Below are 23074 nucleotides of genomic sequence, written 5' to 3'. Positions count from 1 at the left end.
TCCGCCCCGTCACCGCAAGGAGCACGACCATGTCGTCAGACCACGACCACGCCGTCCCGGGCGCGATCCCCGGCACCGGCGCGACCACCGTCGCCGGCCCGACCGCCGTCGCCACCGTGTCGGCGGACGAGGCCGCGACGACGTCGGCAGCGACCCCCGCCACGGCCGCGGCGGGCGCGGACCCCGACGCCGCGGCGCCTGACGCCACCGGCGGGGTGCCCGGCGGCACGGTCGCGGCAGCCCGCGTCAGGGACGGTGCGGCATTCGCTCCCGGCGGTGCGCCTCTCGGTGAGGGCGGCGCGGCGGACGGCGGCACGGGCGCCGACCGCACCGACGGGCGTCGTCGCGGAGTGGCCAAGGGCGGGTCGCGCCGGCCCGCGCGGGCGACCGGGCGCCGAAGGTTCACCTCCATCCGGGCACGGATCTTCACCATCGTGCTGCTCCTGGTGCTGGTCGTCATCGGCACGTCCGTCTACGCGACGTCCGTGATGCGCACCATGGTCGCGAACACCGACGAGCTCGCCATGGTCCAGAGCGACATCGTCGCCGGGCGCGACGCGGTGGAGAACGGCGCGCTGCGCTCCCAGCTGCTCGTCGTGCAGATCTCGGAGCGGGAGAACCTCTTCACCGAGGAGCAGCTGATCGCCGAGCTCGAGAAGGTCACCGCGGAGGTCGACGCGGCGATCGAGACCTTCTCGCAGACTCCTGCCGGGGCCTCGCCGCACTGGGCCGAGTTCCGCGACGCGTGGGGGGAGTGGTCGGCGCTGCGCGACGAGACGCTGGTGCCCAACGGCCTCCACGAGTTCTACTCCCGCAGCGCGGAGGACAGCAGCGACGCCCTCGCCGAGCGGTACACCGCCGCCCTCGACGGGCTGCAGGTGGAGATCGCCGAGGAGGTCGACCGGATCTCGGCCGCCGCGCACGAGCGCACGCAGCGGGGCATCGCGATCCTCGTGACCGTCTCCGCGCTCGCGCTGGTGGTCGCTCTGGTCGCGGGATACCGGCTCGCCCACTCCATCAGGGCCTCGCTGCGCCGGGTCGGGCAGTCGATCGACGCCCTCGCCGACGGCGACCTCACCGTGCCGACCGAGGTCCGCACCCGTGACGAGGTCGGCCGGATGGCCCGGTCGCTCAGCCGGGCCCAGACGAACCTGCGGGCGGTCGTCGGGGAGCTGGCGGTCACCTCGCACACCGTCGCGGACGCCGCTCACGCCCTCTCGGCCGCCGGCACGCAGTTCGCCTCCGGCACGGAGGACGTCACCTCGCAGGCCGGCGTCGTCGCGACGGCCGCGGAGCAGGTGTCCCACAACGTCCAGGCCGTGGCGGCGGGTGCCGAGCAGATGGGTGTCTCGATCCAGGAGATCGCGACCAACGCCAACGAGGCCGCCGACGTCGCCACCCGGGCCACCGACGTCGTCGGCACCACCAACGAGACGGTCACCAAGCTCGGCGTCAGCTCGCAGGAGATCGGGAAGGTCGTGCGCGTCATCACGTCCATCGCCGAGCAGACCAACCTCCTCGCCCTCAACGCGACCATCGAGGCGGCCCGGGCCGGTGACGCCGGCCGTGGCTTCGCCGTCGTCGCGAGCGAGGTCAAGGAGCTCGCCCAGGAGACCGCCCGCGCGACGGAGGACATCGCGCGGCGTGTGCAGGCCATCCAGTCCGACTCGGCCGACGCCGTCGAGGCCCTCGCGGAGATCTCGCAGATCGTCGGCTCCATCAGCAGCTACCAGCTCACGATCGCCTCGGCCGTGGAGGAGCAGACGGCCACGACGAACGAGATGCTGCGCGGGCTGGGCGAGGTGGCTACCGGCTCCGGGGAGATCGCCGGCAACATCGCGCACGTCGCCGACACCACGGCCGCGAACCAGGGGGCGCTCAACCAGCTCAACGGCTCCATCGCCAGGCTGGCCCAGATGTCGTCCGACCTGCGCGCCCGGGTCGCGCAGTTCCGGTACTGATGAGCGACCGGCCCGCCGGGGCGCCACCCGCGGGGGCGCCGCCGACAGGCGTGCCGCCTGCGAGGGTGCGGGTCCTCGTCGTCGACGACTCCGCGGTCATGCGCCGCCTCGTCGCCGGCGCGCTGCGGCGTGACCCCACCGTCGACGTCATCGGCAACGCCGCCGACGGGCGCAGCGCGCTCGGTCAGGTCGTCGAGCTGCTTCCCGACGTCGTGACGATGGACGTGGAGATGCCCGAGCTGGACGGCATCTCCGCGGTGCGCGCGCTGCGCCGCGCCGGGCTGCGGGTGCCGGTCATCATGCTCTCCACGCTCACCGAGCGCGGTGCCGACGCCACCCTCGACGCCCTCGCCGCCGGTGCCAGCGACTACGTCACCAAGCCCGGCACGAGCCGGAGCCTGAACGAGTCGCTCTTCCGGCTCGCGCGCGACCTGCTCCCGCGGGTCCACGCCCTGGTCGCCGGTTCCGCGGCCGCGGACCTGGCGGCGCCGGCCGACCCCGGTGTGCCCGACGTCGTGGCGCGCGAGATCCGCGCGGTCGTGGTGGGCAGCTCGACCGGCGGGCCGGAGGCCCTCTCGCGGATCTTCGGCGCCCTCGAGGCTCCGGTCGCCGTCCCCGTCCTCGTGGTCCAGCACATGCCGCCGGTCTTCACCCGCCAGCTCGCCGCCAGGCTGGACCGCGGCGGACCCACCCGGGTGCACGAGGCGGTGCACGGCACGGTGCTCGAGGCCGGCCACGCCTACATCGCGCCGGGGGACCGGCACCTGAGCGTCGCCCGGCACGCCGACCGGGTCTACGCCGTCGTCGACGACGGTGCGCCCGTGCACTTCTACCGCCCGTCCGTGGACGTGCTGTTCCGGTCGGCCGCCGAGGTCTACGGCGCCGGGCTGCACGCCGTCGTGCTGACCGGGATGGGCACCGACGGCGCCGACGGCGCCGCGGCGGTGGTGGCCGCGGGCGGCACCGTGACGGTGCAGGACGCCGAGTCCGCCGTCGTGTGGGGGATGCCCGGGGCCGTGGTCACGGCCGGCCACGCGCACCGGGTGAGCTCGCTCGACTCCATCGCGAGAGCACTGGCCGTCCTCGGGCAGCCGGTGACGAGCGACGCGACCAGCTGGGAGGTCACCGGATGAGCATGTCGTCCTCGTCGTTCAGCTACGTCACGTCGCTGCTGCGGCGTACCTGTGCCGTCGACCTGCACCGGGGCAAGCGGTACCTGGTCGAGTCGCGGCTCGCGCGGCTCGCCCACGCCCGCGGGCACACCGGGGCCGACGCCGTCGACAGGTACGTCGGCCGGCTGCGCGCCGGTGCCGACCGGAACGAGGCCGAGCGCGTGGTCGAGGCCCTCATGACGACCGAGACGAGCTGGTTCCGCGACGGCAGCCCGTTCGCCGCGCTGGACCTGCTGCTCGGCGCGTTGCCCGCCCGGACCGGCGGCCCCCGGCTCTGGTCGGCCGGCTGCTCGACCGGGCAGGAGCCGTACTCGCTCGCGATGGTGCTGCTCGACAACGACGTGCCCGACTTCTCCGTCCTGGCCACGGACCTGTCGGCGGCGGTGCTCCGGCAGGCCTGCACGGGGCGGTACACGGAGCACGAGCTCGCCCGCGGCCTGCCGGACGGGGTGCTGGAACGGCACTTCCGGCCGGCGGGGGAGCGGTGGCAGGTCAGCGCCGCCGTCCGCTCGCGCGTCACGTTCCGGCGGCACAACCTGCTCGACCCCGGCGGCCCCGGCGGCACGTTCGACATCGTGTTCCTGCGACACGTCCTCATGCACCTCGACCTGGCGGCGCGGGCCGCGGTGCTCGGCCGCGTGCGGCGACACCTGGTGCCCGGCGGTCTCGTCGTGCTCGGTGCCGGCGAGACTCCGGTGGGCGTCGACGACTCCTGGCGTCGGCTCACCCTTCCCGGCGTCAGCGCGTACCGGCTCGCGGAGAGTGCGGCATGAGGGCGCTCGTGGTGGACGACTCCCGCACGATGCGGCGGATCATCTCCGCCTACCTCGGCGACCTCGGGCTCGAGACGCTGACGGCGACCGACGGCCAGGACGCGCTCGCGCTCCTCACCGCCCACGGGACGAGCGGACCCGACGGCGTCCACCTCGTCTGCATCGACTGGCACATGCCCGTGATGGACGGGCTGTCGCTCGTCGGCGAGATCCGCGCCCGGCGCGACTGGCGGGACCTCACGATGCTGATGATCACGTCGGAGCGGGAGCACATCCAGGTGGTGCGCGCGCTCGCGGCGGGCGCGCACGAGTACCTGACGAAACCCTTCACCGCTGACGAGCTGCGCGCCAAGCTCGAGCTCCTCGGCCTGGTCGGGCGGGGTGTCGGGCGATGACCGGCGCGGACATGGTGGCGGGACGGGTCGCGCCCGTCGGTGCGGACATGGTGGCGGGACGGGTCGCGCCCGACGTCGGGGACATGGTGGCGGGACGCGTCGCCGGCCCGGACATCGCTACGGGCGTGATCGCGCCGGCGGGCACGGCACTGCCGGCTGCCGGGGAGGTCGTGGCGGCCCTGCGCGAGATCTTCGCCACGATGATCGACGGCGAACCCGGCCATCTGGCCGTCGAGACGGGGGAGGCGCACTCCTTCGCCGACCCGCTGCATGCGTGGGTCGACACCTCGGGCACGTACGCTGCTCGTACGGTGCTCATCACCGAGCCGACCACCGCCGCCCGCCTGACCAGGGCGATGTGCGGTGCCGGCCCGGAGGAGGAGCTGGAGCCGGACGAGATCGCCGACGCGCTCGGTGAGATCGTGAACATGCTTGCGGGTAGTGTCGCGGCCGCGCGCCCCACCGGCGGCGGCCTCGGGCTGCCGCAGGTGTCGAGGGCCCGACCGGACGGCAGCGCTGGGCCGGAGGCCGACCTGCTGTGGCACGGTGCGGGGATCACCGTCGCGGTGCTGCAGCCTGGCTGAGACGACAGGAGAAGGTGAACATGAAGGTGCTGGTGGCCGACGACAGCCGGGTGATGCGCCGGATCGTCGCGCGCACCCTCCGTCAGGCCGGCTACGACGGGTGGCAGGTGATCGAGGCCGGTGACGGCGCCGAGGCGCTCGCGCTCGCGCACCAGGAGGCACCGGACCTCGTGCTGACCGACTGGAACATGCCGGAGATGTCCGGGCTCGACCTCGTGCGGGCGCTCCGGGCGAGCGGCTCGACCGTCCCGGTCGGGTTCGTGACGTCGGAGGGGTCGAACCAGATGCGTGCGCTCGCCGAGGAGGCCGGTGCCCAGTTCCTCATCGCCAAGCCGTTCACGCCCGAGACGTTCCGCGAGAGCCTCGAGCCGCACCTGTGAGAGAGACACCGCTGCCGAGCACCAAGGGACTGCGCGACCTGCTCGTCGGGATGCTCGGGCGCGACATCACCGTGGCGGAGCCGCCCGACCCGGTCACCGCGGCCACGCCGGGCGGGGTCGTGGTGGGCGTCTACGTCCGGGAGGGCCTGCGCACCGCAGCGCTCGTCGCGCTGGACCTGCCGCTGGCCGCACGGGCGGGCGCCGCGCTCGCGCTGCTGCCCCCGCGCGTGGCCGACCGGGCCGTCGAGGCCCAGCATCTCGACGACGCGCTCGCGGAGAACGTCTCGGAGGTGCTCAACGTCATCTCCTCGCTGCTCAACACCGACGACGCCCCGCACGTGCGCCTGTACCGCGTGCACGGCCCGGCCGGGCTCCTGCCGGCCGACGTGGCGGGCTGGCTGCGCGGCTACGGCCGCCGGACGGACGTCGCGTTCGACATCCGGGGCTACGGCGAGGGCGCCGTCTCCGTCGTCGTGCTGTAGCGACTCCGCGACCAGCGCTCACCCTCGCCGCGTGCGCCGTCTCCGTCGTCGTGCTGTAGCGGCTCGGTGACCAGCCCTCACCCTCGCTGCGTGCGCTCGATCACGACGGGGACGGCGTGCTTGGGCCGGCGTGCGTCCCCCGAGGACCGACGGCGCAGCCGGCGCCCGACCCACGGCCCCGCGTGGGTGCGCACCCATGTCAGGTCGCCACGAAGACGCTCGGCACGCGCGACCGGCGGCAGCGGCTCCAGCGGGTCGTCCCAGGCGGGGTCGTCGGCGCCCAGGCCGAGCGCGACCAGCGCGGCCTGCGTGACCCGCTCGTGGCCGGCCGTGGTCAGGTGGATGCGGTCCGCGGCCCACATGCGCCAGTCGTGCAGCGATCGCATGCCCCAGACGTCGAGCACGTACGCGTCGTGGCGCCGGGCGATCGACCAGACGTGGCTGTTGTAGACGGCGGTGCGGGACCGGGTGGCCCGCAGCACGCCCGACCCGCGGGTGTCCATCCCGGTGGCGAGCAGCACGTCCGTCCCCGTTGCCCGCAGCCGCCGCACGGCGCCCTCGAGCCGGCCGGCCAGCGCGTCGGGGTCGGAGCCGGGGCGCAGCAGGTCGTTCCCCCCGCCGATCAGGGACACCAGATCGGGCGCCAGCTCCAGGGCAGCAGGCACCTGCTCGGCGACGATCTCCCCGAGGAGCCGGCCGCGCACCGCGAGGTTGGCGTACTCCAGGGGCTGCTCGCGCCGTCGGGCGAGCCGCTCGGCGAGCAGGTCCGCCCAGCCGCGCGGGAGACCGGGGGTGGCGGGGTCGACGTCCCAGAGCCCCTCGGTCATGGAGTCGCCCAGCGCCACGTACCGCGCCCACCGGGACGCGTCGTCGGTCCTTGGCGCGGCGTCGGTGCTCACAGCTCTCCGGCCTCCTCCAGGGCCGCGACCGCGAGGAGGACGTTCGCGCTCGACCAGGTCAGCGGAGCGACCGCGGCCGGTGCCCCGTTGGCCAGCACCTTCTCCGGGATCGCCCCGGACGCCGTGCGGTGCTCGCTGATCCAGTCGAGCCAGTCGGCCGCCAGCTCGGGGTGCCCGTTCGCGGCCGCGGTGAGGGCGTAGAGGGTGGTCTCCGGGGTCCAGCTGATCCCGTCGCGCTTCCACCCCGCGCCGGGGGCGAGCCCGCCGGCGGGCCGGGCCATCTCCGCGGCGGAGCTCAGCCAGGCGTCCTCTGCGCCGCTCGGCGGCTCGCCGACGAACGGCGGCAGCAGCATCGCGGTGGCGGCGTCGCGCCCGTCGGAGCCGAAGAGCGAGGTCATCGGGCCACCGTCCCCGGCGTAGCGGGTGTAGCCCTCCGGGCCGAAGGTCTCCTCGACGGCCGCGTGCACCTGCGCGGCCCGCTCGGCGGCGGCGTCGGCCTCGGCGGTGAGGCCGGCGTCGCGGTAGATGGTGGTCGCGTGCTCGAGGCCGGCCAGCAGCGGCGCGACGGTGCCCAGGGTCAGCTCGTCCTCGCGCACCTCCCAGTAGTCGGCCGACGGCGGCGGCAGGTGCGGCGCGTCCGAGGTGAGCTCGAGGATGTGCTCGGTGGAGGCGTCGACGAGGGGACGGAGCTCGGCGAACACCTCGGCACGTTCGTCGGCGTCCGCGGTCTCGGCGAGGACCGTGGCGGCGGACCAGAGCGTCCAGCCGTTGCCGTCGAGCTGGATGCCGCGCCCGTCCGGCGGCCCCGAACCGTCGGGGAGGTACCGCGCCTGGAACCCGCCGGCCTCGCTGCGGGCGTCCGCCACGAAGCCGAGCACGTCCACCGCGTCCTCGAGGTGCCCGGTGCGCGCCAGCGCGGCCGCCACGAAGGAGGCGTCGCGGGGCCACACGTAGCGCCAGCGGTCGGTCCAGCCGGCCACGGCCGCGCCCTCGACGGCCGTGGTGGTGCGCCCGTCCTCCTCGAACGTCGCACCGGTCAGGGTGTGGATGTCCAGCAGCGCGCCCGTGACGAGGTCCTCGTAGGCCGTGCCGGCCCCGGGCACCTCGCCCGCGGCGAGCCAGGCGCGCTGGGCCTCGGCGAGCTCGACGGCGCGCGGGTCGTCGGCGTCGGCCGCCAGCACCCGGCTGCCCGGCAGGTACTCGGCCTGCTCGCGGGCCGGGACGTCCGAGACGGACCCGTCGGCCTGCAGGTGCACCCCGTCGAGATACAGGTCGATGAACGCCTCGGTGGACTCCGTCGCCTTCAGATGGACGGACCAGGCCGCTGCCGCGACGTACAGCGCCACCGCCAGCGCCGCGGCGACCCAGCGCTGCCACGGCCGTCGGCGTGCGGGCCGCCCGTCCGCTGCGTCTATGCCGTCAGGGACGGCCAGCGCGTCGGTACGGGTGCTCACGACGGCGGTACTCACCGAAGGAGCCTACGCGAAGCCGCCGCGACGACGGGGGCTGTCGTCGCGGCGGAGCTCTCATCTCGCCGCCACGGGCTCGCCGTCGGCGCCCACCACGAACCACACGTCGTTGAAGCCCTGGCCGGTGGTGTCGCCGGGTTCGGCGTCCTGGGCGAAGTAGTACAGCGGACGGTCGGCGTAGCTGGCCTGCGTGGTCCCGTCCGACCGCTCCAGGGTGCCGAGGAGATCGGCCTCGAGGCCCGGGCCGGCAGTGACGTCTCCGGGAACCGGTGGCCAGAGGTCGAGGCAGGAGTCCTCGCAGGTGCTCGTGCCGGCGGAGTCGTTGGTGAAGATGTAGAGGGTCATGCCTCCCGCGTCAGCCAGGATCTGCCCGAGGTCCGTCTCGACGAGGGCCAGCGGCCCCGTGCCGGGACTGTCGGCGCCCGAACCGCTGTCGTCGCCGGTGTCGGCGCCGTCCGTCGCGTCGCTCCCGAGGCCGTCGAGACCGTAGCCGCGGCCTCCCGTGTCCGTACCGCCGTCGACCTCGCCGCCGGGCGGGGCGTCGGCGTCCGTGTCGCCGCAGGCCGCGAGCACGCCCGCCAGCAGCAGCAGTGCACCTGTGGTCCGCAGGACGCTGCGCGGGTCCAGGCCTCGGTGTCCCTTCATGGTTCCCTCCGCGTTGCTCGTGCCGGGATCTGCGACGTCGCTCAGCCGGGCGAGCCGCCGCCGTCTCGCGAGGCCGAGCCGAGCCGTCGCCGTCAGGGCATCGTCATGATGGCCTCGCCGTCGGCACCGATCACGTACCAGACCTCGTTGACGCCCTGGCCCGTGGTGTCGCCGGGCGCGGTGTCGTTCTGCCAGTAGTACAGCGGCCAGTCGTTGTAGCTGGCCTGGATGGAGCCGTCGGAGCGTTCGATGGTCCCCACCAGCGCCTGGTCGACCCCCTCGCCGGCCCCGACCTCGCCCTCCAGCGGCGGCCACGCGACCAGGCAGTCGCCCTCGCAGACGCTGGTGCCGGGGGAGTCGTTGGTGAACAGGTACAGGGTCATGCCCTCGCCGTCGACGAGGATCTGCCCCAGGTCCGTCTCCGCGAGCTCCAGCGTGGCGGCGCCGGCAGCGGTACCGTCGTCATCGCCGGTTGCCTCGTCGGTGGCCTCCTCGGTCATGTCCCCGGTCGTGTCCTCGGTGGCCTCCTCGCTGGTGGCGGCCTCGGTGGTGGCGTCGGTGGCGCCGCCGGGGTCGTCGCCGCCGTCGTCCCCGCACGCCGCGAGGACCCCGCCCAGCAGCAGCACCGCTGTCGCGGCCCGCAGGCCGCCTCGTGCACTCATGATTCCCTCCGGAGGTTGGGTCGATGAGGTGGTCGAAGCGGTCCCCGGCCGAGGAGCCGCCGAGGGTGGTACGTCCGGGGGGCGCCCCGGGATGGCGGTCCGGGGCGAGCGGACGTCGGAGGACCGCGGCCGCCGACCTGACGACCCCTCGCACGGCTCCCGACGAGGCCGGCGGCGACCGTGTGCCGGCGGGCCCTGGTGGACCTGGCGCAATCCCGACGGCGGCCGGGGCCGTACCTGATGATGTGCAGCTCTTCCCGCGGACCGACCGGGCGGCCGACGCGGCGCTGGTCGACGGCCTTGCGGTGGACGACCCGAACGCGGCCGAGGCCTTCGTGCGCCGCTTCCAGGGTGCGGTCTTCGGTCTGGCGGTGTCGATCACGCGGGACCGGGCGCTGGCGGAGGACGTGAGCCAGGAGGTCTTCGTGCGTGCGTGGCGGGCGGCGGCGAGCTACGACGTCCGTCGCGCGTCGGTGCTCACCTGGCTGCTGACGATCACGCGCAACGCCGCCATCGATGCCGTGCGGGCCCGGCGCTCCGCCCCGACGGAAGCCGACGCGCTCGAGCAGCTGCTCGACGCGACGATGCGGCCGCCGGACCCTGAGGAGGTCGCGCTGCGCGGCCTGGAGAGCGCGCAGGCGACCGAACGGCTGCTCCAGATCCCCGCGGAGCAGGCGCGGGCCGTAGTCCTGGCGGTGGTCGGCGGGCTGACGGCGAAGGAGGTCGGGGAGCACGAGGGCATCCCCCTGGGGACGGCCAAGACCCGGATCCGCACCGGACTGAAACGGGTGCGGCAGGCGATGGAGGAAGAACGTGGCTGAGCGGCACCCCGAGCAGGACGTGCTCGTGGACCTCGCGCTGGGCGAGGTCGACGGGCCGGAGCAGGATGCGCTCGCCCGCCACCTCGCCGCCTGCGACGTCTGCCGTGCCGACTACTCCGACGTCGCCGCAGGACTCGAGCACGTGCTCACCGCCGCTCCCCGCACTTCGCCGCCGCCGGGCTTCGACGCCCGCGCGCTCGCCGCCATCGGCTTGACCCCGACGGCGGACGCTCACCCGAAGTCGGCCCGCCAGTCCCGGGACGTCCCGAGGTGGTCGTTGCGCCGTCGCACCTTCGTGCTGGCCGCGGCCGCCGCCGGGCTCGGTGTGGCACTCGGGGTGGGCGCGGCCACGGTTCTCGGACCGCCGGGGGACGAGCCGCCGTCGGTCGCGGTGAGCTCCGGAACGCCCCTGCGGACGTCCGACGGCGACGTCGTCGGGCAGGTCTCCGCCGCGGTGCAGGGCGGCGAGCGGGTGCTCGTGGTCGACATCACCGGTGCGCCCGAGGGAGCCAGCTACGACTGCCGGGTGCTCGTCGACGGCGGCGACCCGGTCCACGTCGGCCGGTGGACGCTGCGCTCCGGCGGTCCGACGGTCTGGGTCGTGCCTGCTCCCGACGGCGCGTCCGGCGTGGAGCTGGTGGCGGACAGCGGCGCCGTCTGGTCCGCTGCCTCTCTCTGAGCCGCCGACGAAGCGCTCGTCCGGTCGCCGTCCCCGGCCGGACGGGCCGTCGTGGTTCCTCCGACAGCGGAACGCATCTTGCACTCGGGTGGTGAGAGTGCCAATATCGAGTTAGCACTCTCGACACGAGAGTGACAACAGCAACCGGCTGGCCGGTGAGGCCTGGGCCGTGGCGGGACGTGACCGCCATGACCCTGGTCGTCCGTCGCGGGCGCTCGCCAGCCACACCCACCACCTAAGTGGAGGAATCAGCATGGCCAAGACCATCGCCTTCAACGAGGAGGCCCGTCGCGGCATGGAGCGGGGTCTCAACACCCTCGCCGACACCGTCAAGGTCACCCTCGGCCCCAAGGGCCGCAACGTCGTCCTGGAGAAGAAGTGGGGCGCCCCCACGATCACCAACGACGGCGTGTCCATCGCCAAGGAGATCGAGCTCGAGGAGCCGTACGAGAAGATCGGCGCCGAGCTCGTCAAGGAGGTCGCCAAGAAGACCGACGACGTCGCAGGTGACGGCACCACCACCGCCACCGTCCTGGCCCAGGCGCTCGTGCGCGAGGGTCTGCGCAACGTCGCCGCCGGCGCCAACCCGATCGCCCTCAAGCGGGGCATCGAGAAGGCTGTCGAGGCGGTCACCGAGCACCTGTTCAAGCAGGCCAAGGAGATCGAGACCAAGGACCAGATCGCTGCCACCGCCGCGATCTCCGCCGGCGACCCGGCCATCGGCGAGCTCATCGCCGAGGCCCTGGACAAGGTCGGCAAGGAGGGCGTCGTCACCGTCGAGGAGTCGCAGACCTTCGGCCTCGAGCTCGAGCTCACCGAGGGCATGCGCTTCGACAAGGGCTACCTGTCGCCGTACTTCGTCACCGACGCCGAGCGTCAGGAGGTCGTCCTCGAGGACGCCTACGTGCTCCTCGTCGAGTCGAAGATCTCCAACGTCAAGGACCTGCTGCCGCTGCTGGAGAAGGTCATCCAGTCCGGCAAGCCGCTGGCGATCATCGCCGAGGACGTCGAGGGCGAGGCCCTGGCCACGCTCGTCGTCAACAAGATCCGCGGCACCTTCAAGTCGGCCGCCGTCAAGGCTCCCGGCTTCGGTGACCGCCGCAAGGCGATGCTGCAGGACATGGCCATCCTCACCGGTGGTCAGGTCATCTCCGAGACCGTCGGCCTCAAGCTCGAGAACGCCGACCTCGACCTGCTCGGTCGCGCCCGCAAGGTCGTCATGACCAAGGACGAGACCACCATCGTCGAGGGTGCCGGCGACACCGACCAGATCGAGGGCCGCGTCGCCCAGATCCGCGGTGAGATCGACAACTCCGACAGCGACTACGACCGCGAGAAGCTGCAGGAGCGCCTGGCGAAGCTGGCCGGCGGCGTTGCCGTCATCAAGGCCGGTGCCGCCACCGAGGTCGAGCTCAAGGAGCGCAAGCACCGCATCGAGGACGCGGTGCGCAACGCCAAGGCCGCCGTCGAGGAGGGCATCGTCGCCGGTGGTGGCGTCGCTCTCATCCAGGCCGCCAAGGACGCGTTCGAGGGTCTGTCCCTCGAGGGTGACGAGGCGACCGGCGCGAACATCGTGCGTGTCGCGGTGGACGCCCCGCTCAAGCAGATCGCCATCAACGCCGGCCTCGAGGGCGGCGTCGTCGCGGAGAAGGTGCGCAGCCTCCCCGCCGGCTCCGGCCTCAACGCCGCGACCGGTGTCTACGAGGACCTCCTCGCCGCCGGCGTGAACGACCCGGTCAAGGTGACCCGCTCTGCCCTGCAGAACGCGGCCTCCATCGCCGGTCTGTTCCTCACCACCGAGGCCGTCGTGGCCGACAAGCCGGAGAAGGCCGCCGCGCCTGCCGGTGGTGGCGAGCCGGACATGGGCGGCATGGGCTTCTGATCCCGCCCCGCTGACGGCGGCCCAGGCCGTCTGAACAGCACAACGCCGGAGGGCGGCACCCCACGAGGGTGCCGCCCTTCGGTGCGTCCGGGGAGGCCCCGGTGATGCGCCCAGCGGCGATGCGCCGGGGCAGCGCCCAAGCGGGAGCCCGGACGTCACAGCCCGAGCGAGAGCCCGCACGCTGCCACTGCACCGCGGCACCACCCCACCCCGCCACCGACGCGCACTGGCTGAAGAGTTCGTACCGACATCCGGTACGAACTCTTCGGGATACCGGCGCCTGGGGTGGGGAACCTCGATGGGCAGGCGACCGGTCAACCCACTCTTGTCATCGTGGAGTCGTACCCGCCTCCGCCGGGGTACACCCAGCTGCCGTCGAGGACGGTGCCGTCCTCGTCGAAGCGGCCCCGGAAGTAGGCGGGCGAGCCGTGCTGCCCGGCCCAGATGGTGAGCTCATCGCCATCGAGCTCGTAGACGTAGTCCAGCGTGTTGCCCTGGCTGTCGTAGAACCGGGAGTGGACGTGCTCGGACGGCTCCTCCATGAACGGGCGCAGCCGGCCGATGACTTCCAGGCCTGATGTCTTCTCGCCGTACTGCTCCAGCTCGACCCGCTGGAGGAGGAAGTAGCCGCCGTCCATCCACTCGTAGGTCACGGTGCCCTCGGCGCCTCCGGTCACGGTCCACGTGCCGACCAGGCGGTCCAGGGCGGCGACGTCGTCGCTCACCGGGTACTGGATGATCTCGATCTCGCTCATGATGTGCTCCTCCGTGTCAGTCGATCGGCTCTGTGCAGAGCTGTCATGCCCTGCACAGGAGACGTCGGAGCCACCAGGACGATCTCGACATCGCGCGTGGTGCTTCACCTCGGCCGAAGGCAGTTCCCACGCACCTGCCCGGAGTCGGGACCGGGCGCCCGGTCCGAGCTCTAGGCTGGGGGCAACGTCGATGCCGACGTCAGCTCACGGTGATGTCGAAGCCGTGGCGCCTGCTCCGACGTCCCCGGTGCGCGAGCCGACCAGGGCTCACCGTCTACGAGGAGCGATCGTGAAGTACATCATGCTTGCCTACGGCACCCAGGCCGACTGGGACATGGGCGCCGAGTACCAGAAGCAGCATCCCGACGAGCAGTACGGCCCGGCGGACTCCTTCGCCCAGGCGCTCATCGAGTCGGGGGAGTTCGTCTACGCCGGCGGTCTTGCCGACCCGACCCACACCCAGACGATCGAGCTGCGCGAGGGTGTGCCGGTTGTGACCGACGGTCCGTACGCCGAGGCCAAGGAGTTCCTCGTCAGCTTCGGCGTCGTGGACGTCGCGAGCCACGACCGGGCCGTGGAGATCGCGGCCCAGATGTGCCAGGCGTTCGGGCGGGTGGAGATGCGGCCCCTCGAGGACGACGGCGCCCAGGAGTGAGCGCGACGCCGCGCGCGAGCGGGCCGGACACCGAGGTGCTGCTGCGCCGGCTGGCGTCGCAGGTCCTCGGTGCGCTCGTGCGCCGCTACGGCCACTTCGACCTCGCGGAGGACGCCGTCCAGGAGGCGATGCTGGCGGCCGCCACCCAGTGGCCGGCGCACGGCAGGCCCGAGAACCCGCGCGCCTGGCTCGTCACGGTGGCCTCCCGTCGGCTGACTGACCTCTTGCGCGCGGACCAGGCGCGCCGGCGCCGGGAGGACGACATGGCGGTCCGGTTGCTGCCGGAAGAGTATCTGGCGCCCGCGGCGGATTCCGCACGCACCGGTGAGCAGGACGACTCGCTCGTCCTGCTCTTTCTCTGCTGCCACCCCGCGCTGACCCTGCCCTCCCAGATCGCCCTGACGCTACGTGCCGTCGGCGGGCTCACGACGACGGAGATCGCGCGGGCGTTCCTCGTGCCCGAGACCACGATGGGGCAGCGCATCAGCCGGGCGAAACAGCGCCTCCAGGAGTCGGGGGCCAGGTTCCGGCTGCCGCCGTCGGAGGATGCGGCTGGTCGCCTCGGCGCGGTCCTGCACGTCCTGTATCTCATCTTCAACGAGGGGTACACCTCCACCGCGGCCAGCACGACCCACCGTGCCGAGCTCGCCGGTGAGGCCGTGCGTCTGGCGCGCATCCTGCATGAGGCGCTGCCCGAGGACGCCGAGGTCACCGGCCTGCTCGCCCTCATGCTGCTGACGGAGGCCAGGACGCCGGCGCGCACCGGACCGGACGGAGACCTCGTCTCGCTGGCCGACCAGGACCGCGCACTGTGGGATGCAGACGCCGTCGCCGAGGGCACGGCACTGCTGACCGAGGCACTCTCGCGAGGCCGGCCCGGTGCGTACCAGCTGCAGGCCGCGATCGCCGCCGTCCACGACGAGGCACGCACCGCCGAGGACACCGACTGGGCGCAGATCCTTGCGCTGTACGACCTGCTGGAGCGGCTCGGCGACAACCCGGTCGTGCATCTCAACCGCGCCGTCGCGACGGCGATGGTGCACGGGCCACGGGTGGGTCTGGCCCTGATCGGTGAGCTCGAGAGCGACCCCCGGATGGCTCGCAGCCATCGCTTGGAGGCTGTGCGGGCCCACCTCCTGCAGATGGCCGGTGAGCCGGTTGCTGCGGCCGAGCACTACCGCCGTGCCGCACGGATGACGACCTCACCGCCGGAGCAGCGGTACCTCCGCGCGCGGGCGGAGGCGTTGGAGGGCGGGGGCCGCGGAGTGGTGCCCCGGGACCTGACGAGCCACGACCCGCTGGGCGACCTCCCCGGGAACGTCGAAACGTGATGCTCGGCTCCGACGTCCCGGACGACCACGCACCATCTCGCAGGAAGGGACGATCATGAGCACCACAACTCCACGCGTCGCCAGCCCGTCGCGAGTCACGAGCAGAACAACCGGGAGGCTGCTTGCCGGCGCGATGCTGGCCGCACCTCTGTTCGTCGGCGTCGCGGCGACCCAGGTGCTCGCCCGGGACGGCTTCGACCTCACCCGTCACCCCCTGAGCCTGTTGAGCACCGGACCCGGTGGTTGGGTCCAGATCGCCAACTTCGTTCTCACCGGGCTCCTCGTCATCGGGTTTGCCGTAGGACTGCGACGGATGCGCCGCTCCGGGCGCGCCGGCACCTGGGGGCCGATCCTCTTCGGTGTCCTCGGCGTCGGGCTCGTCGCGGCCGGAGTCTTCGTCGCCGATCCCGGCCTCGGCTTCCCGCCAGGGACCCCGGAGGTCACGGAACCGACCTGGCACGGCACTGCGCACAACATCGCCGCGCTGCTGGCGACCGACCCGGCGACCATCGGCTGTGTCGTGCTCGCCCGTCGCTTCTCCCGGGACGGCGAGCGGCGTTGGGCTGTCGCCTCGGTGGCGATGGCTGTCGCCGTCCTCCTCGTCGGTTGGTGGCCCGACCCCGGCAGCATCAGCATCCGGCTGGCCGTCGTCGTGACCCTGCTGCTCGGGTACGTGTCCCTCGTCGCGGCGAAGCTCCGCCGGGAGATGGCGCCACGCTGAGCTCGAGAACCCATCGCGTCCGGCCGACCTCTTGTCGAGAGGTCGGCCGGACCTCGGCAGTGGCGCACGTCGGCTCGTGCCGGTGGTGGCTGTCGTCGCGGGCGGTCAGTGGTGGTCGTGACCACGAGGGTCGTCCGCGAGACGGTCCGTCGCTGTTCGGTGGTCGCCGTGCTCGACGTGCTCGCTGTCGCCGCCGCTGCCGTCCTTGGTGCTGGTGCCACTGTCACCGTGAGCCGCACCGCCGCGCCCGCCGTGGCCCGCCGGTGGCCCCTCGGGGTCCTGCCCCGGCTCGACGACGAGGAACTGGCCCATCAGCCCCTCGTCCTCGTGCAGGAGCAGGTGGCAGTGGAACATGTAGGGCCAGGTCGGGTCGGCATAGTCCTCGAACCGCATGATCAGGCGGTAGGTGCGCCGCGGCTCGAGATAGACGGTGTCCTTGCGGCCGGCGAGGTCGGGTGGCGGTGGCTCGCCGTCGATGTCGAGGATCTCGAACTGCACGTCGTGCACGTGGAAGTTGTGCGGCGAGAGGTTGACGTTGCGGACCTCCCAGATCTCCGTGGAGCCGACCTCGACGACCTCGTCGATGCGGCCCATGTCCATCTTCTGCCCGTTGATCTTCCGGCCGTCGAGCTCGAACGTGCGCGTCACCGTCGCGTCGGACTCGGCGAGGCCGAACTCGGCCAGCTTGGAGGCGACCGGTTCCGACGGGGCCAGCTCGGACGCGGCGCGGAGCTCGAGGACGTCGAACGAGTCGTTCGCGCCGACCGCGAACGGGGCCGCCACCGCGCCGAGCTCCGGCTCGAAGGACCGCAGCCGCGCGGTTGTGCCCGGCTCCATCTCCACGACGATCTCGGCCCGCTCGCCCGGCGAGAGTCGTACCCGGTCGGTCGTGACCGGTGCCCGGAGCAGCCCACCGTCGGTGGCGACGAGCTGGACCGTGCGGTCCTCGAAGCCGAACGCGTAGGTCCGGGCGGTCGACCCGTTGAGCAGGCGCAGCCGCACCCGTTCGGTGGTGACGTCGTGGTAGGCGCCGACCGTGCCGTTGACCATCACCGTGCTGCCCAGCAGCCCGACCTCGTTGCCGTCGGAGTCCAGCTCGAGGGCGCCGTCGTCCGCGATGACCTTGTCCTGCACGATCACCGGGACGTCGTCCACGCCGTACTCGTCAGGCAGGCCGGCCGACGCCGTCTCGGCGTCGTCGAGGATGAACATCCCGGCCAGCCCGCGGTAGACGTGCTCCTCGGTCCGCCCGTGCGGGTGCGGGTGGTACCACAGCGTGGCACCGGGCTGGTCGATCTCCCAGTGCGGGCGCCAGGTGCCGCCCGGCTCGATCTCCTGGTGGGGTCCGCCGTCCATCTCCGGCGGCAGGTGCATCCCGTGCCAGTGGACCGACGTCGCCTCGTCGAGCTCGTTGGCGACCTCGACGGCGACCTCCTCGCCGCGCTCGGCGCGCAGGGTGGGGCCGAGATGGTCTCCGTTGAAGCCCCAGGTCTCGGACTCTTTGCCCGGCAGGAACGAGGTGCTGCCCTCCTGCGCGGTGAGCTCGAAGATGCGGACGCCGTCCTCGACCCGGGACTCCGCCAGGGGTGGGATCGTCAGCTCGGTGGAGAATTCGGCGGGCTCGTCGACCGAGGAGATCGAGCCGGGGACGGCCCCGCAGCCAGCCGCGACCAGGCCTGCGACGGCGGCACCTGCCGCGAGACGGACGCCGCGACGGCGGACCGAGGCGGTCGTCGTCCTCATGACCGTCCTCCCCGCACGTTCTGGACGACGAGGGCGAGGAGGCCGGCCAGGAAGCCGTAGAACGCGTCGAGTGCCAGCATCGGTGCCATCGCCCACGGGATCGCACTCAGCGGGATGCCACCATCGCCCAGCGCCGGGCCGAGCACGATGCCCAGCACCAGGAGGTAGACGCCGTAGGCCACACCGGCGAGAGTCAGTGTGAGCACCGGGCGTGGCGCTCTGCCCAGGCCGACGACGCCGACCCAGACCAGGGCCACGGCCAGGGCGACGACCAACGGCGTGGCCTGACGACCGATCGCGTCCGCCAGGCCGGTCAGCTGCATCAGGGGCCACAGCAGCGCAACCGCGCCCAGGCCCAGGACGAGCGGCCAGCTCAGCGGGTCGGACCGACGGGCCGGTGTCCTCGCGCCGGGGCCCGGGACGGGAGCGCCCGGTGCGGGGCCCGCCGGCCGGACGGCCGGACCGGAGCCGGCCTGACCGTGCTCACCGGTGCTGTTGCCGGGCCGACGAGCGCTCGCGTTGCCGGCGTTCCAGGGCTCGTTCTCAGGAGTGTTGGTGTTCATGCTGTCGACGCTACGAACGAGCGGCCGTGGGCCACATCGGCCCGTGGGCGTCTCTCCGGACCGCTTCCGGCGGACACCTCGGTCGCCTCGGAGCGACGTGCCCTGACGACCTGGGGCGGATGTCCCCGAGGACCCTGACTTCGTAGCCTTTGCAGATGCAACGTTCCGGCGCCCGGCACCCTGACGTGGATCCTCGTCTGGTCGACGCGGTGCTGGCGGCGGGCATGACGATCGCCGTCGCCGTCGTGATAGCCGCCGATCTGGAAGGCACCGGGCGGGCGGGACCGGGGGCCTACCTCTTCGCCGTGGCGTTCGGCGGCCTCGTGCTCGCCCGACGGCGGTTCCCGCGCGCCGTGCTCGTCGCCACGGTGCTGGGCATCTTCGTGTACTACATCTTCGGCTTCCCGCCGATCGGCATCGCCCTGCCGGCGGTGGCCGCGCTGTACTCGGCGGCAGAGCTGGGACGGACCCGGTGGGCGATCGGTGCCGGCGCCGTCCTCGTCGTGGTCTCCGCCTTCTTCCGCGTGGACGAAGGGCAGCCGACCTCCTACCTGTACAGCTACGAGCTGATCACCAACGTCGCGCTGATCGCCGCCGCCATCGCGCTGGGCATCAGCGTGCGCGCCAGCCGGGTCTCGCGCGAGCACCAGGAGCGGTTGCGCGTCGTCATGGCGGCCGAGCAGGCCCAGGCGGCGGAGCGGAGGCTGCAGGCCGAACGCGTGCGCATCGCCCGTGACCTGCACGACGCGGTCGGGCACACCATGTCCGTCATCTCCGTCCACGCCGCGGTCGCCGCCGAGGCCGTCGGTCAGGACGACGACGCCGCCGGCCGCGCGATCGAGCAGGTGCGCACCGCCACCTCGGACACGATGCGCGAGCTGCGTTCGACCGTGCGCCTGCTCCGCTCACCCGGCGCCTCCGCCGACCCGCCGCACGGGGCGACGTTGACCGGGCTCGACGCTCTCGTGCGCTCGACCGAGGAGGCGGGGATCGAGGTCACCGCGCAGGTGGACGTCCCGCCCGGCGTGCTCGACAGCGCCATCGACGCCGCGGCGTACCGGATCGTGCAGGAGTCCTTGACCAACGTCCTGCGCCACTCGGGCGCTGCGCACGCCGAGGTGCGGGCGCTGATCGCCGGAGACCTGCTCGTCCTGACCATCACCGACGACGGCGCCGGCGACGTGCGGGGCGGCACAGCAGCCTCGCACGACCCGAGGGACGCCGGACACGGACGCAGCGCCCGTCGCGACGGCGGCGACGGCCGTGGTGGCGAGGACGGCGGGGTGGGGGCTCCGCCGTCGGCTGGGCAGGGTCTGGCGGGCGTGCGGGTACGGGGCGCGCTGCACGGCGGCGGGGTGGGGGCTCCGCCGTCGGCTGGGCAGGGCCTGGCGGGTATGCGGGAACGGGCCAAGCTGCTCGGCGGCGAGCTGCAGGCCGGTCCCGAACGGGGCGGCTTCGTGGTGCGCGCGGAGCTACCGGTGAGACTGGTCCCATGATCCGGATCGTTCTCGTCGATGACCAGGAGCTGGTGCGTACCGGGCTGCGGACCCTCGCGGAGCACGACGGCGACATCACCGTGGTCGCCGAGGCGGCCACCGGCAGGTCCGGGCTGGCGCGGGTGCGCGAGATGCGCCCCGACGTGGTGCTGATGGATGTCCGCATGCCCGAGATGGACGGGCTCGCGGCGACCCGGGAGATCGTCGCAGACCCGGACCTCCGGACGGTCAAGGTGATGATCCTGACGACCTTCGACGAGGACGAGCAGGTCTTCGAGGCCATCCGTGCCGGTGCCGCCGGTTACCTGCTCAAGGACATCGCCCCGGCCGAGCTGCGCCGCGCCGTCAGGGTGGTGGCGGACGGGCAGTCGCTGCTGTCGCCGTCGGTGACGCGGACGGTGATGCATTCGCTGGCGACCGGCCCGCGCCGCGCGGTGGACAACGGACGGCTGGCCGGCCTGACGGAGCGCGAACGGGAGGTCCTCGAGCAGGTCGGGCGCGGACTGACCAACGACGAGATCGCCCGGGCCCTCTATCTCAGCCCGGCAACCGCCCGGACCTACGTCAGCCGGCTCCTCGGCAAGCTCGACGCCCGAGACCGGGCGCAGCTGGTGATCCTGGCGTACGAGACCGGGCTGGTGAGTCCCGGCGGATGACGAGGCTGGGTGACGCGGGCGGCGTACCCGCGTAGCGTGCGTGGCTGTGACGGACGACGAGGCGGGTGGAACGATGCTGGACCTGGCGGTGGTCGATCTGGACATGCTCGAGAGTGCGTTGGAGGACCGCTCGTACGAGAGCACGTGGTTCCTCGACCGGCAGACCGGCGAGGTCATCTACCGACCCGACGACCTCGCGGGCGAGTTCGAGGAAGAGATGGAGGACCGCGACCTGGTGGTGATCGAGGCCGACGACCCACATGCGGCCTACCGGGACATGGCCGACTTCGTCGCCGGCATCGCCGACGAGCGCACGCGCGAGCTGCTGACCGTCGCGATCCAGGGTCCGGGCGCGTTCCGTCGCTTCAAGGACACCCTGTACCGCTACCCGGACCTCTGGGACGAGTTCTCCGGGATCCGCAGGGTCGCCGAGCGCCGCCGCGCGATCGAGTGGCTGCGCGACAACGAGCTCGTCGCGGACGCCGACGCCGACGCGGCGCTCGCCGAGCTCTGACCGACCCACGCCGCCAGTCGTGGCTCGCCCTACCTGGGCAGCACGACGCGATGATGCTCGATCGCCGAGATGTCGTCCGAGGTGGCCCGCAGCAGCCGGTCGGCGAGGTCGCGCAGCGCCCGTGCGGCCGCGAGCTCCTCACCGATCTCCTCGATGTCCTGGTCCTCAGGGTTGCGGCGGGCCCGTCCGTAGCCGTTCAGGGTGGCGCCGGCCGCCGTGGTCAGCACCGCATGGGCGGTGGTGACGGGTTCGTCCGAGCGCACCTCGTCGGCGCTGAAGAGCTGGATCTCGACGTTCCACGACCTGGCCATGACTCCTCCGAGTGGTCGCCGGCCGTGACCGGCAGCGTCGCCGTGGCCGGGGCTGTCCTCCCATGGTCCGCCGTCCGGGCGTCCGCCGCCAGGGCGCGTCCCGTTCTGTGTGGTCGCCGCTCCGGGGACTGGCTCGCATGCCCGCCTCCTCGAACGCCGATCAGCTCTGCAACGCCCCGGGACTGGGGGCGCATGCCCCCGCCCTCGAGCGCCGATCAGCTCTGCAACGCCCCGAGCTCGGCGGCGATGTTCTCCCGGGCGCGTTGCTCCCACCGCCGGAACCCGGCCGCCGTGGTGAAGAGCCTGTCGTGTCCGAGCAGGTCCGCGAGCACGGCTGCTCGTCCGCGGCGGAAGTCGGCGTCGGGGACGTGTGCGTACTCGGCTCGCACGGCAGAGCCGTATATGCGGTACCGGGCGGGCGCGGCGGCCAGGATCGCCAGGTCTGCGTCGCAGAGCGCGGCGCCGGCGGGGTCGTCCGGGCCGGGGGAGTGCCCGGCCGTGAGTCGCACGAGCCGGCTCACCTCCGTCACCTCGGCGGCGGGTACGCCGACCGTGCGCAGCCGGTCCTCGGCGAGCATCGCCGACGCCTCCTCGTCGACGCCGGGAACACCGTCGTAGACGGCGTCATGGAACCACGCGGCCAGTCGCACCGACCGGGTCACCTCCTCGCCGTCGTCGCCGAGGTCGTCGAGGTGGCGCAGGACGTCGTGAAGGTGGACGAGGTCGTGGTAGCGGCGGTGCGGCTCGCTCCATCGTGCGATCAGCTCCTCACCCAGCTCGGCCCACCCCGGCGGCGGCTCGTCCACGAGCGCGGCCCAGCGGCCGGCGAGCTCCGCGCGACGGCGGCGCGCGGTCTCGTCAGCGCGGTCGGCCCCGCGCACCCGCAGCCCTGACCCGCGCAACCGGGAGAGCAGGACACGCCCCTCGACACGCTCCGCGCCGGCTTCGACCAGATCGTCGATGCGCTCGGCGGGTACGTCGTAGTGGTCGAGGTCGAAGGCCCGCCGCGGCACGCCGTTCGACCGCGCGAAGGCGTGCAGCTCCACCAGCGAGGTGTCGGAGACCAGGTGCGCCCAGACGGTGCCGTGCGCGGGCCAGCGGGGCGGGTCGACGAGGATGGCCACACCTGGATGCTATGAGTGGCGCGGCCGCGTGGCAGCCGGGGTCCTTCAGCGGGCGAACAGCCCCTGCGCGGATGCCTCGGCGTCGGCGTAGGTGCGCGAGGCGGCGTCGAGCGAGAGGGTGATCTGCTCGAGCGACGACTCCACCTGTGCCTGGGTGGCCCGCCACTGGTCGGCGCAGCCACCGAACGCCGCCGCGGCGGTGCCCGTCCAGCTGGCCTGGAGCTGGAGGAGGTGGTTCATCATCGCCGCCACCTCCGCACGGATGGTCGAGGTGGTCGTGCGGGTCTGCGCGGCGGCGAGGGCCACCTCGGCGCTGTCGACCTGGAAGCGGGCCATCGTCTGCTCCGTCTCGTCCGGCCGCACCCCGACGGTGCGGCGACAGCTCGAAGCTAGGGACATCG

General features: G+C 73.1%; 26 protein-coding genes. 16 read left to right on the top strand and 10 right to left on the bottom strand.

Translation table 11 applies throughout. The annotated features are described in order from the left end of the window. Nucleotides 1-29: 29 nt before the first annotated feature. From GD748_RS19760 to GD748_RS02185, 7 genes are all read left to right on the top strand, one after another. Nucleotides 30-1961 (top strand): methyl-accepting chemotaxis protein, encoded by a 1932-nt coding sequence (locus tag GD748_RS19760; RefSeq protein WP_226920667.1) that lies wholly within the window; start codon nt 30-32, stop codon nt 1959-1961. 65 nt (nt 1962-2026) lie between these two features. Next, the gene (cheB, locus tag GD748_RS02210) at nt 2027-3094 is read left to right on the top strand and encodes a chemotaxis-specific protein-glutamate methyltransferase CheB (RefSeq protein WP_264372463.1); all 1068 of its coding nucleotides are present in this window, start codon (nt 2027-2029) and stop codon (nt 3092-3094) included. Beyond that, nucleotides 3091-3906 (top strand): CheR family methyltransferase, encoded by an 816-nt coding sequence (locus tag GD748_RS02205; RefSeq protein ID WP_152193560.1) that lies wholly within the window; start codon nt 3091-3093, stop codon nt 3904-3906. The genes cheB and GD748_RS02205 overlap by 4 nt, the downstream gene beginning before the upstream one ends. Next, nucleotides 3903-4301 (top strand): response regulator, encoded by a 399-nt coding sequence (locus GD748_RS02200; protein ID WP_152193559.1) that lies wholly within the window; start codon nt 3903-3905, stop codon nt 4299-4301. The genes GD748_RS02205 and GD748_RS02200 overlap by 4 nt, the downstream gene beginning before the upstream one ends. After that, nucleotides 4298-4885, top strand: a complete 588-nt coding sequence (locus GD748_RS02195) for a chemotaxis protein CheX (RefSeq protein WP_152193558.1) — start codon at nt 4298-4300, stop codon at nt 4883-4885. The genes GD748_RS02200 and GD748_RS02195 overlap by 4 nt, the downstream gene beginning before the upstream one ends. A gap of 20 nt (nt 4886-4905) precedes the next feature. Continuing rightward, a complete protein-coding gene (locus GD748_RS02190; RefSeq protein ID WP_152193557.1) occupies nt 4906-5265 on the top strand; it encodes a response regulator in 360 nt (119 codons plus the stop codon). Next, a complete protein-coding gene (locus GD748_RS02185; protein WP_226920665.1) occupies nt 5262-5747 on the top strand; it encodes a hypothetical protein in 486 nt (161 codons plus the stop codon). The genes GD748_RS02190 and GD748_RS02185 overlap by 4 nt, the downstream gene beginning before the upstream one ends. A gap of 77 nt (nt 5748-5824) precedes the next feature. Here the strand turns inward: GD748_RS02185 and GD748_RS02180 are convergent, their stop codons facing one another. The 4 genes from GD748_RS02180 to GD748_RS02165 form a co-directional block, all read right to left on the bottom strand. Continuing rightward, complete coding sequence (locus tag GD748_RS02180; RefSeq protein ID WP_226920663.1) at nt 5825-6646, bottom strand: SGNH/GDSL hydrolase family protein; 822 nt, start codon at nt 6644-6646, stop codon at nt 5825-5827. After that, the gene (locus tag GD748_RS02175; protein WP_152193556.1) at nt 6643-8115 is read right to left on the bottom strand and encodes a glycoside hydrolase family 15 protein; all 1473 of its coding nucleotides are present in this window, start codon (nt 8113-8115) and stop codon (nt 6643-6645) included. Before GD748_RS02175 ends, GD748_RS02180 begins: the two co-directional genes overlap by 4 nt. 57 nt (nt 8116-8172) lie before the next feature. Next, nucleotides 8173-8760: a COG4315 family predicted lipoprotein gene (locus GD748_RS02170; RefSeq protein ID WP_152193555.1), complete on the bottom strand. Its 588-nt coding sequence runs from the start codon at nt 8758-8760 to the stop codon at nt 8173-8175. A gap of 92 nt (nt 8761-8852) precedes the next feature. Then, a complete protein-coding gene (locus GD748_RS02165; RefSeq protein WP_152193554.1) occupies nt 8853-9422 on the bottom strand; it encodes a COG4315 family predicted lipoprotein in 570 nt (189 codons plus the stop codon). A 245-nt stretch (nt 9423-9667) separates the two neighbouring features. On the opposite strand from GD748_RS02165, the gene GD748_RS02160 reads away from it, so the two are divergent. The 3 genes from GD748_RS02160 to groL all read left to right on the top strand — a co-directional run bounded on the left by GD748_RS02160 (nt 9668) and on the right by groL (nt 12804). After that, nucleotides 9668-10243: an RNA polymerase sigma factor gene (locus GD748_RS02160; protein ID WP_226920661.1), complete on the top strand. Its 576-nt coding sequence runs from the start codon at nt 9668-9670 to the stop codon at nt 10241-10243. Further along, the gene (locus tag GD748_RS02155; RefSeq protein WP_152193552.1) at nt 10236-10922 is read left to right on the top strand and encodes a cupin domain-containing protein; all 687 of its coding nucleotides are present in this window, start codon (nt 10236-10238) and stop codon (nt 10920-10922) included. The genes GD748_RS02160 and GD748_RS02155 overlap by 8 nt, the downstream gene beginning before the upstream one ends. Before the next feature lie 253 nt (nt 10923-11175). Next, a complete protein-coding gene (gene groL / locus GD748_RS02150) occupies nt 11176-12804 on the top strand; it encodes a chaperonin GroEL (RefSeq protein ID WP_152193551.1) in 1629 nt (542 codons plus the stop codon). A gap of 314 nt (nt 12805-13118) precedes the next feature. Here groL and GD748_RS02145 read toward each other — a convergent pair whose 3' ends face one another. Continuing rightward, nucleotides 13119-13559, bottom strand: coding sequence for a hypothetical protein (locus tag GD748_RS02145; RefSeq protein WP_152193550.1), 441 nt, complete (start codon nt 13557-13559; stop codon nt 13119-13121). A 289-nt stretch (nt 13560-13848) separates the two neighbouring features. Between GD748_RS02145 and GD748_RS19375 the strand changes: the two genes are divergently transcribed. From GD748_RS19375 to GD748_RS02130, 3 genes are read left to right on the top strand one after another with little or no spacing between them, the layout of a single operon-like run. Then, nucleotides 13849-14214 (top strand): YciI family protein, encoded by a 366-nt coding sequence (locus tag GD748_RS19375; protein WP_193312782.1) that lies wholly within the window; start codon nt 13849-13851, stop codon nt 14212-14214. After that, nucleotides 14211-15545, top strand: a complete 1335-nt coding sequence (locus tag GD748_RS02135; protein WP_152193548.1) for an RNA polymerase sigma factor — start codon at nt 14211-14213, stop codon at nt 15543-15545. The genes GD748_RS19375 and GD748_RS02135 overlap by 4 nt, the downstream gene beginning before the upstream one ends. 55 nt (nt 15546-15600) lie before the next feature. Next, nucleotides 15601-16266: a DUF998 domain-containing protein gene (locus tag GD748_RS02130; RefSeq protein ID WP_152193547.1), complete on the top strand. Its 666-nt coding sequence runs from the start codon at nt 15601-15603 to the stop codon at nt 16264-16266. 105 nt (nt 16267-16371) lie between these two features. On the opposite strand, the gene GD748_RS02125 is transcribed toward GD748_RS02130, so the two are convergent. Both GD748_RS02125 and GD748_RS02120 read right to left on the bottom strand, forming a co-directional pair. Continuing rightward, nucleotides 16372-18009, bottom strand: coding sequence for a multicopper oxidase family protein (locus tag GD748_RS02125; RefSeq protein WP_152193546.1), 1638 nt, complete (start codon nt 18007-18009; stop codon nt 16372-16374). Continuing rightward, entirely contained in the window at nt 18006-18572 is a 567-nt protein-coding gene (locus GD748_RS02120) for a hypothetical protein (protein WP_226920659.1), read from the bottom strand. Before GD748_RS02120 ends, GD748_RS02125 begins: the two co-directional genes overlap by 4 nt. A 155-nt stretch (nt 18573-18727) precedes the next feature. On the opposite strand from GD748_RS02120, the gene GD748_RS02115 reads away from it, so the two are divergent. The 3 genes from GD748_RS02115 to GD748_RS02105 are packed head-to-tail and all read left to right on the top strand — an operon-like array spanning nt 18728 to nt 21238. Continuing rightward, a complete protein-coding gene (locus tag GD748_RS02115; RefSeq protein WP_226920657.1) occupies nt 18728-20068 on the top strand; it encodes a sensor histidine kinase in 1341 nt (446 codons plus the stop codon). Further along, nucleotides 20065-20724 carry a response regulator transcription factor gene (locus tag GD748_RS02110; RefSeq protein WP_152193545.1) on the top strand — a complete coding sequence of 220 codons (660 nt, stop codon included), beginning with the start codon at nt 20065-20067 and terminating at the stop codon, nt 20722-20724. The genes GD748_RS02115 and GD748_RS02110 overlap by 4 nt, the downstream gene beginning before the upstream one ends. Before the next feature lie 46 nt (nt 20725-20770). Continuing rightward, a complete protein-coding gene (locus tag GD748_RS02105; RefSeq protein WP_152193544.1) occupies nt 20771-21238 on the top strand; it encodes a UPF0158 family protein in 468 nt (155 codons plus the stop codon). A 29-nt stretch (nt 21239-21267) separates the two neighbouring features. Here the strand turns inward: GD748_RS02105 and GD748_RS02100 are convergent, their stop codons facing one another. The 3 genes from GD748_RS02100 to GD748_RS02090 all read right to left on the bottom strand — a co-directional run bounded on the left by GD748_RS02100 (nt 21268) and on the right by GD748_RS02090 (nt 23009). After that, the gene (locus GD748_RS02100) at nt 21268-21549 is read right to left on the bottom strand and encodes a dsRBD fold-containing protein (protein WP_152193543.1); all 282 of its coding nucleotides are present in this window, start codon (nt 21547-21549) and stop codon (nt 21268-21270) included. 215 nt (nt 21550-21764) lie between these two features. Then, a complete protein-coding gene (locus GD748_RS02095; protein WP_152193542.1) occupies nt 21765-22673 on the bottom strand; it encodes a DUF4031 domain-containing protein in 909 nt (302 codons plus the stop codon). A gap of 45 nt (nt 22674-22718) precedes the next feature. After that, complete coding sequence (locus tag GD748_RS02090; RefSeq protein ID WP_152193541.1) at nt 22719-23009, bottom strand: WXG100 family type VII secretion target; 291 nt, start codon at nt 23007-23009, stop codon at nt 22719-22721. Between the last annotated feature and the right edge of the window lie 65 nt (nt 23010-23074).

Origin of the sequence: Georgenia subflava (genome assembly GCF_009193155.1) — a bacterium.
Lineage (GTDB): Bacteria > Actinomycetota > Actinomycetes > Actinomycetales > Actinomycetaceae > Georgenia > Georgenia subflava.
The sequence above is the reverse complement of the archived record's forward strand: the minus strand, read 5'-3'. Positions and strand labels throughout refer to the sequence as shown.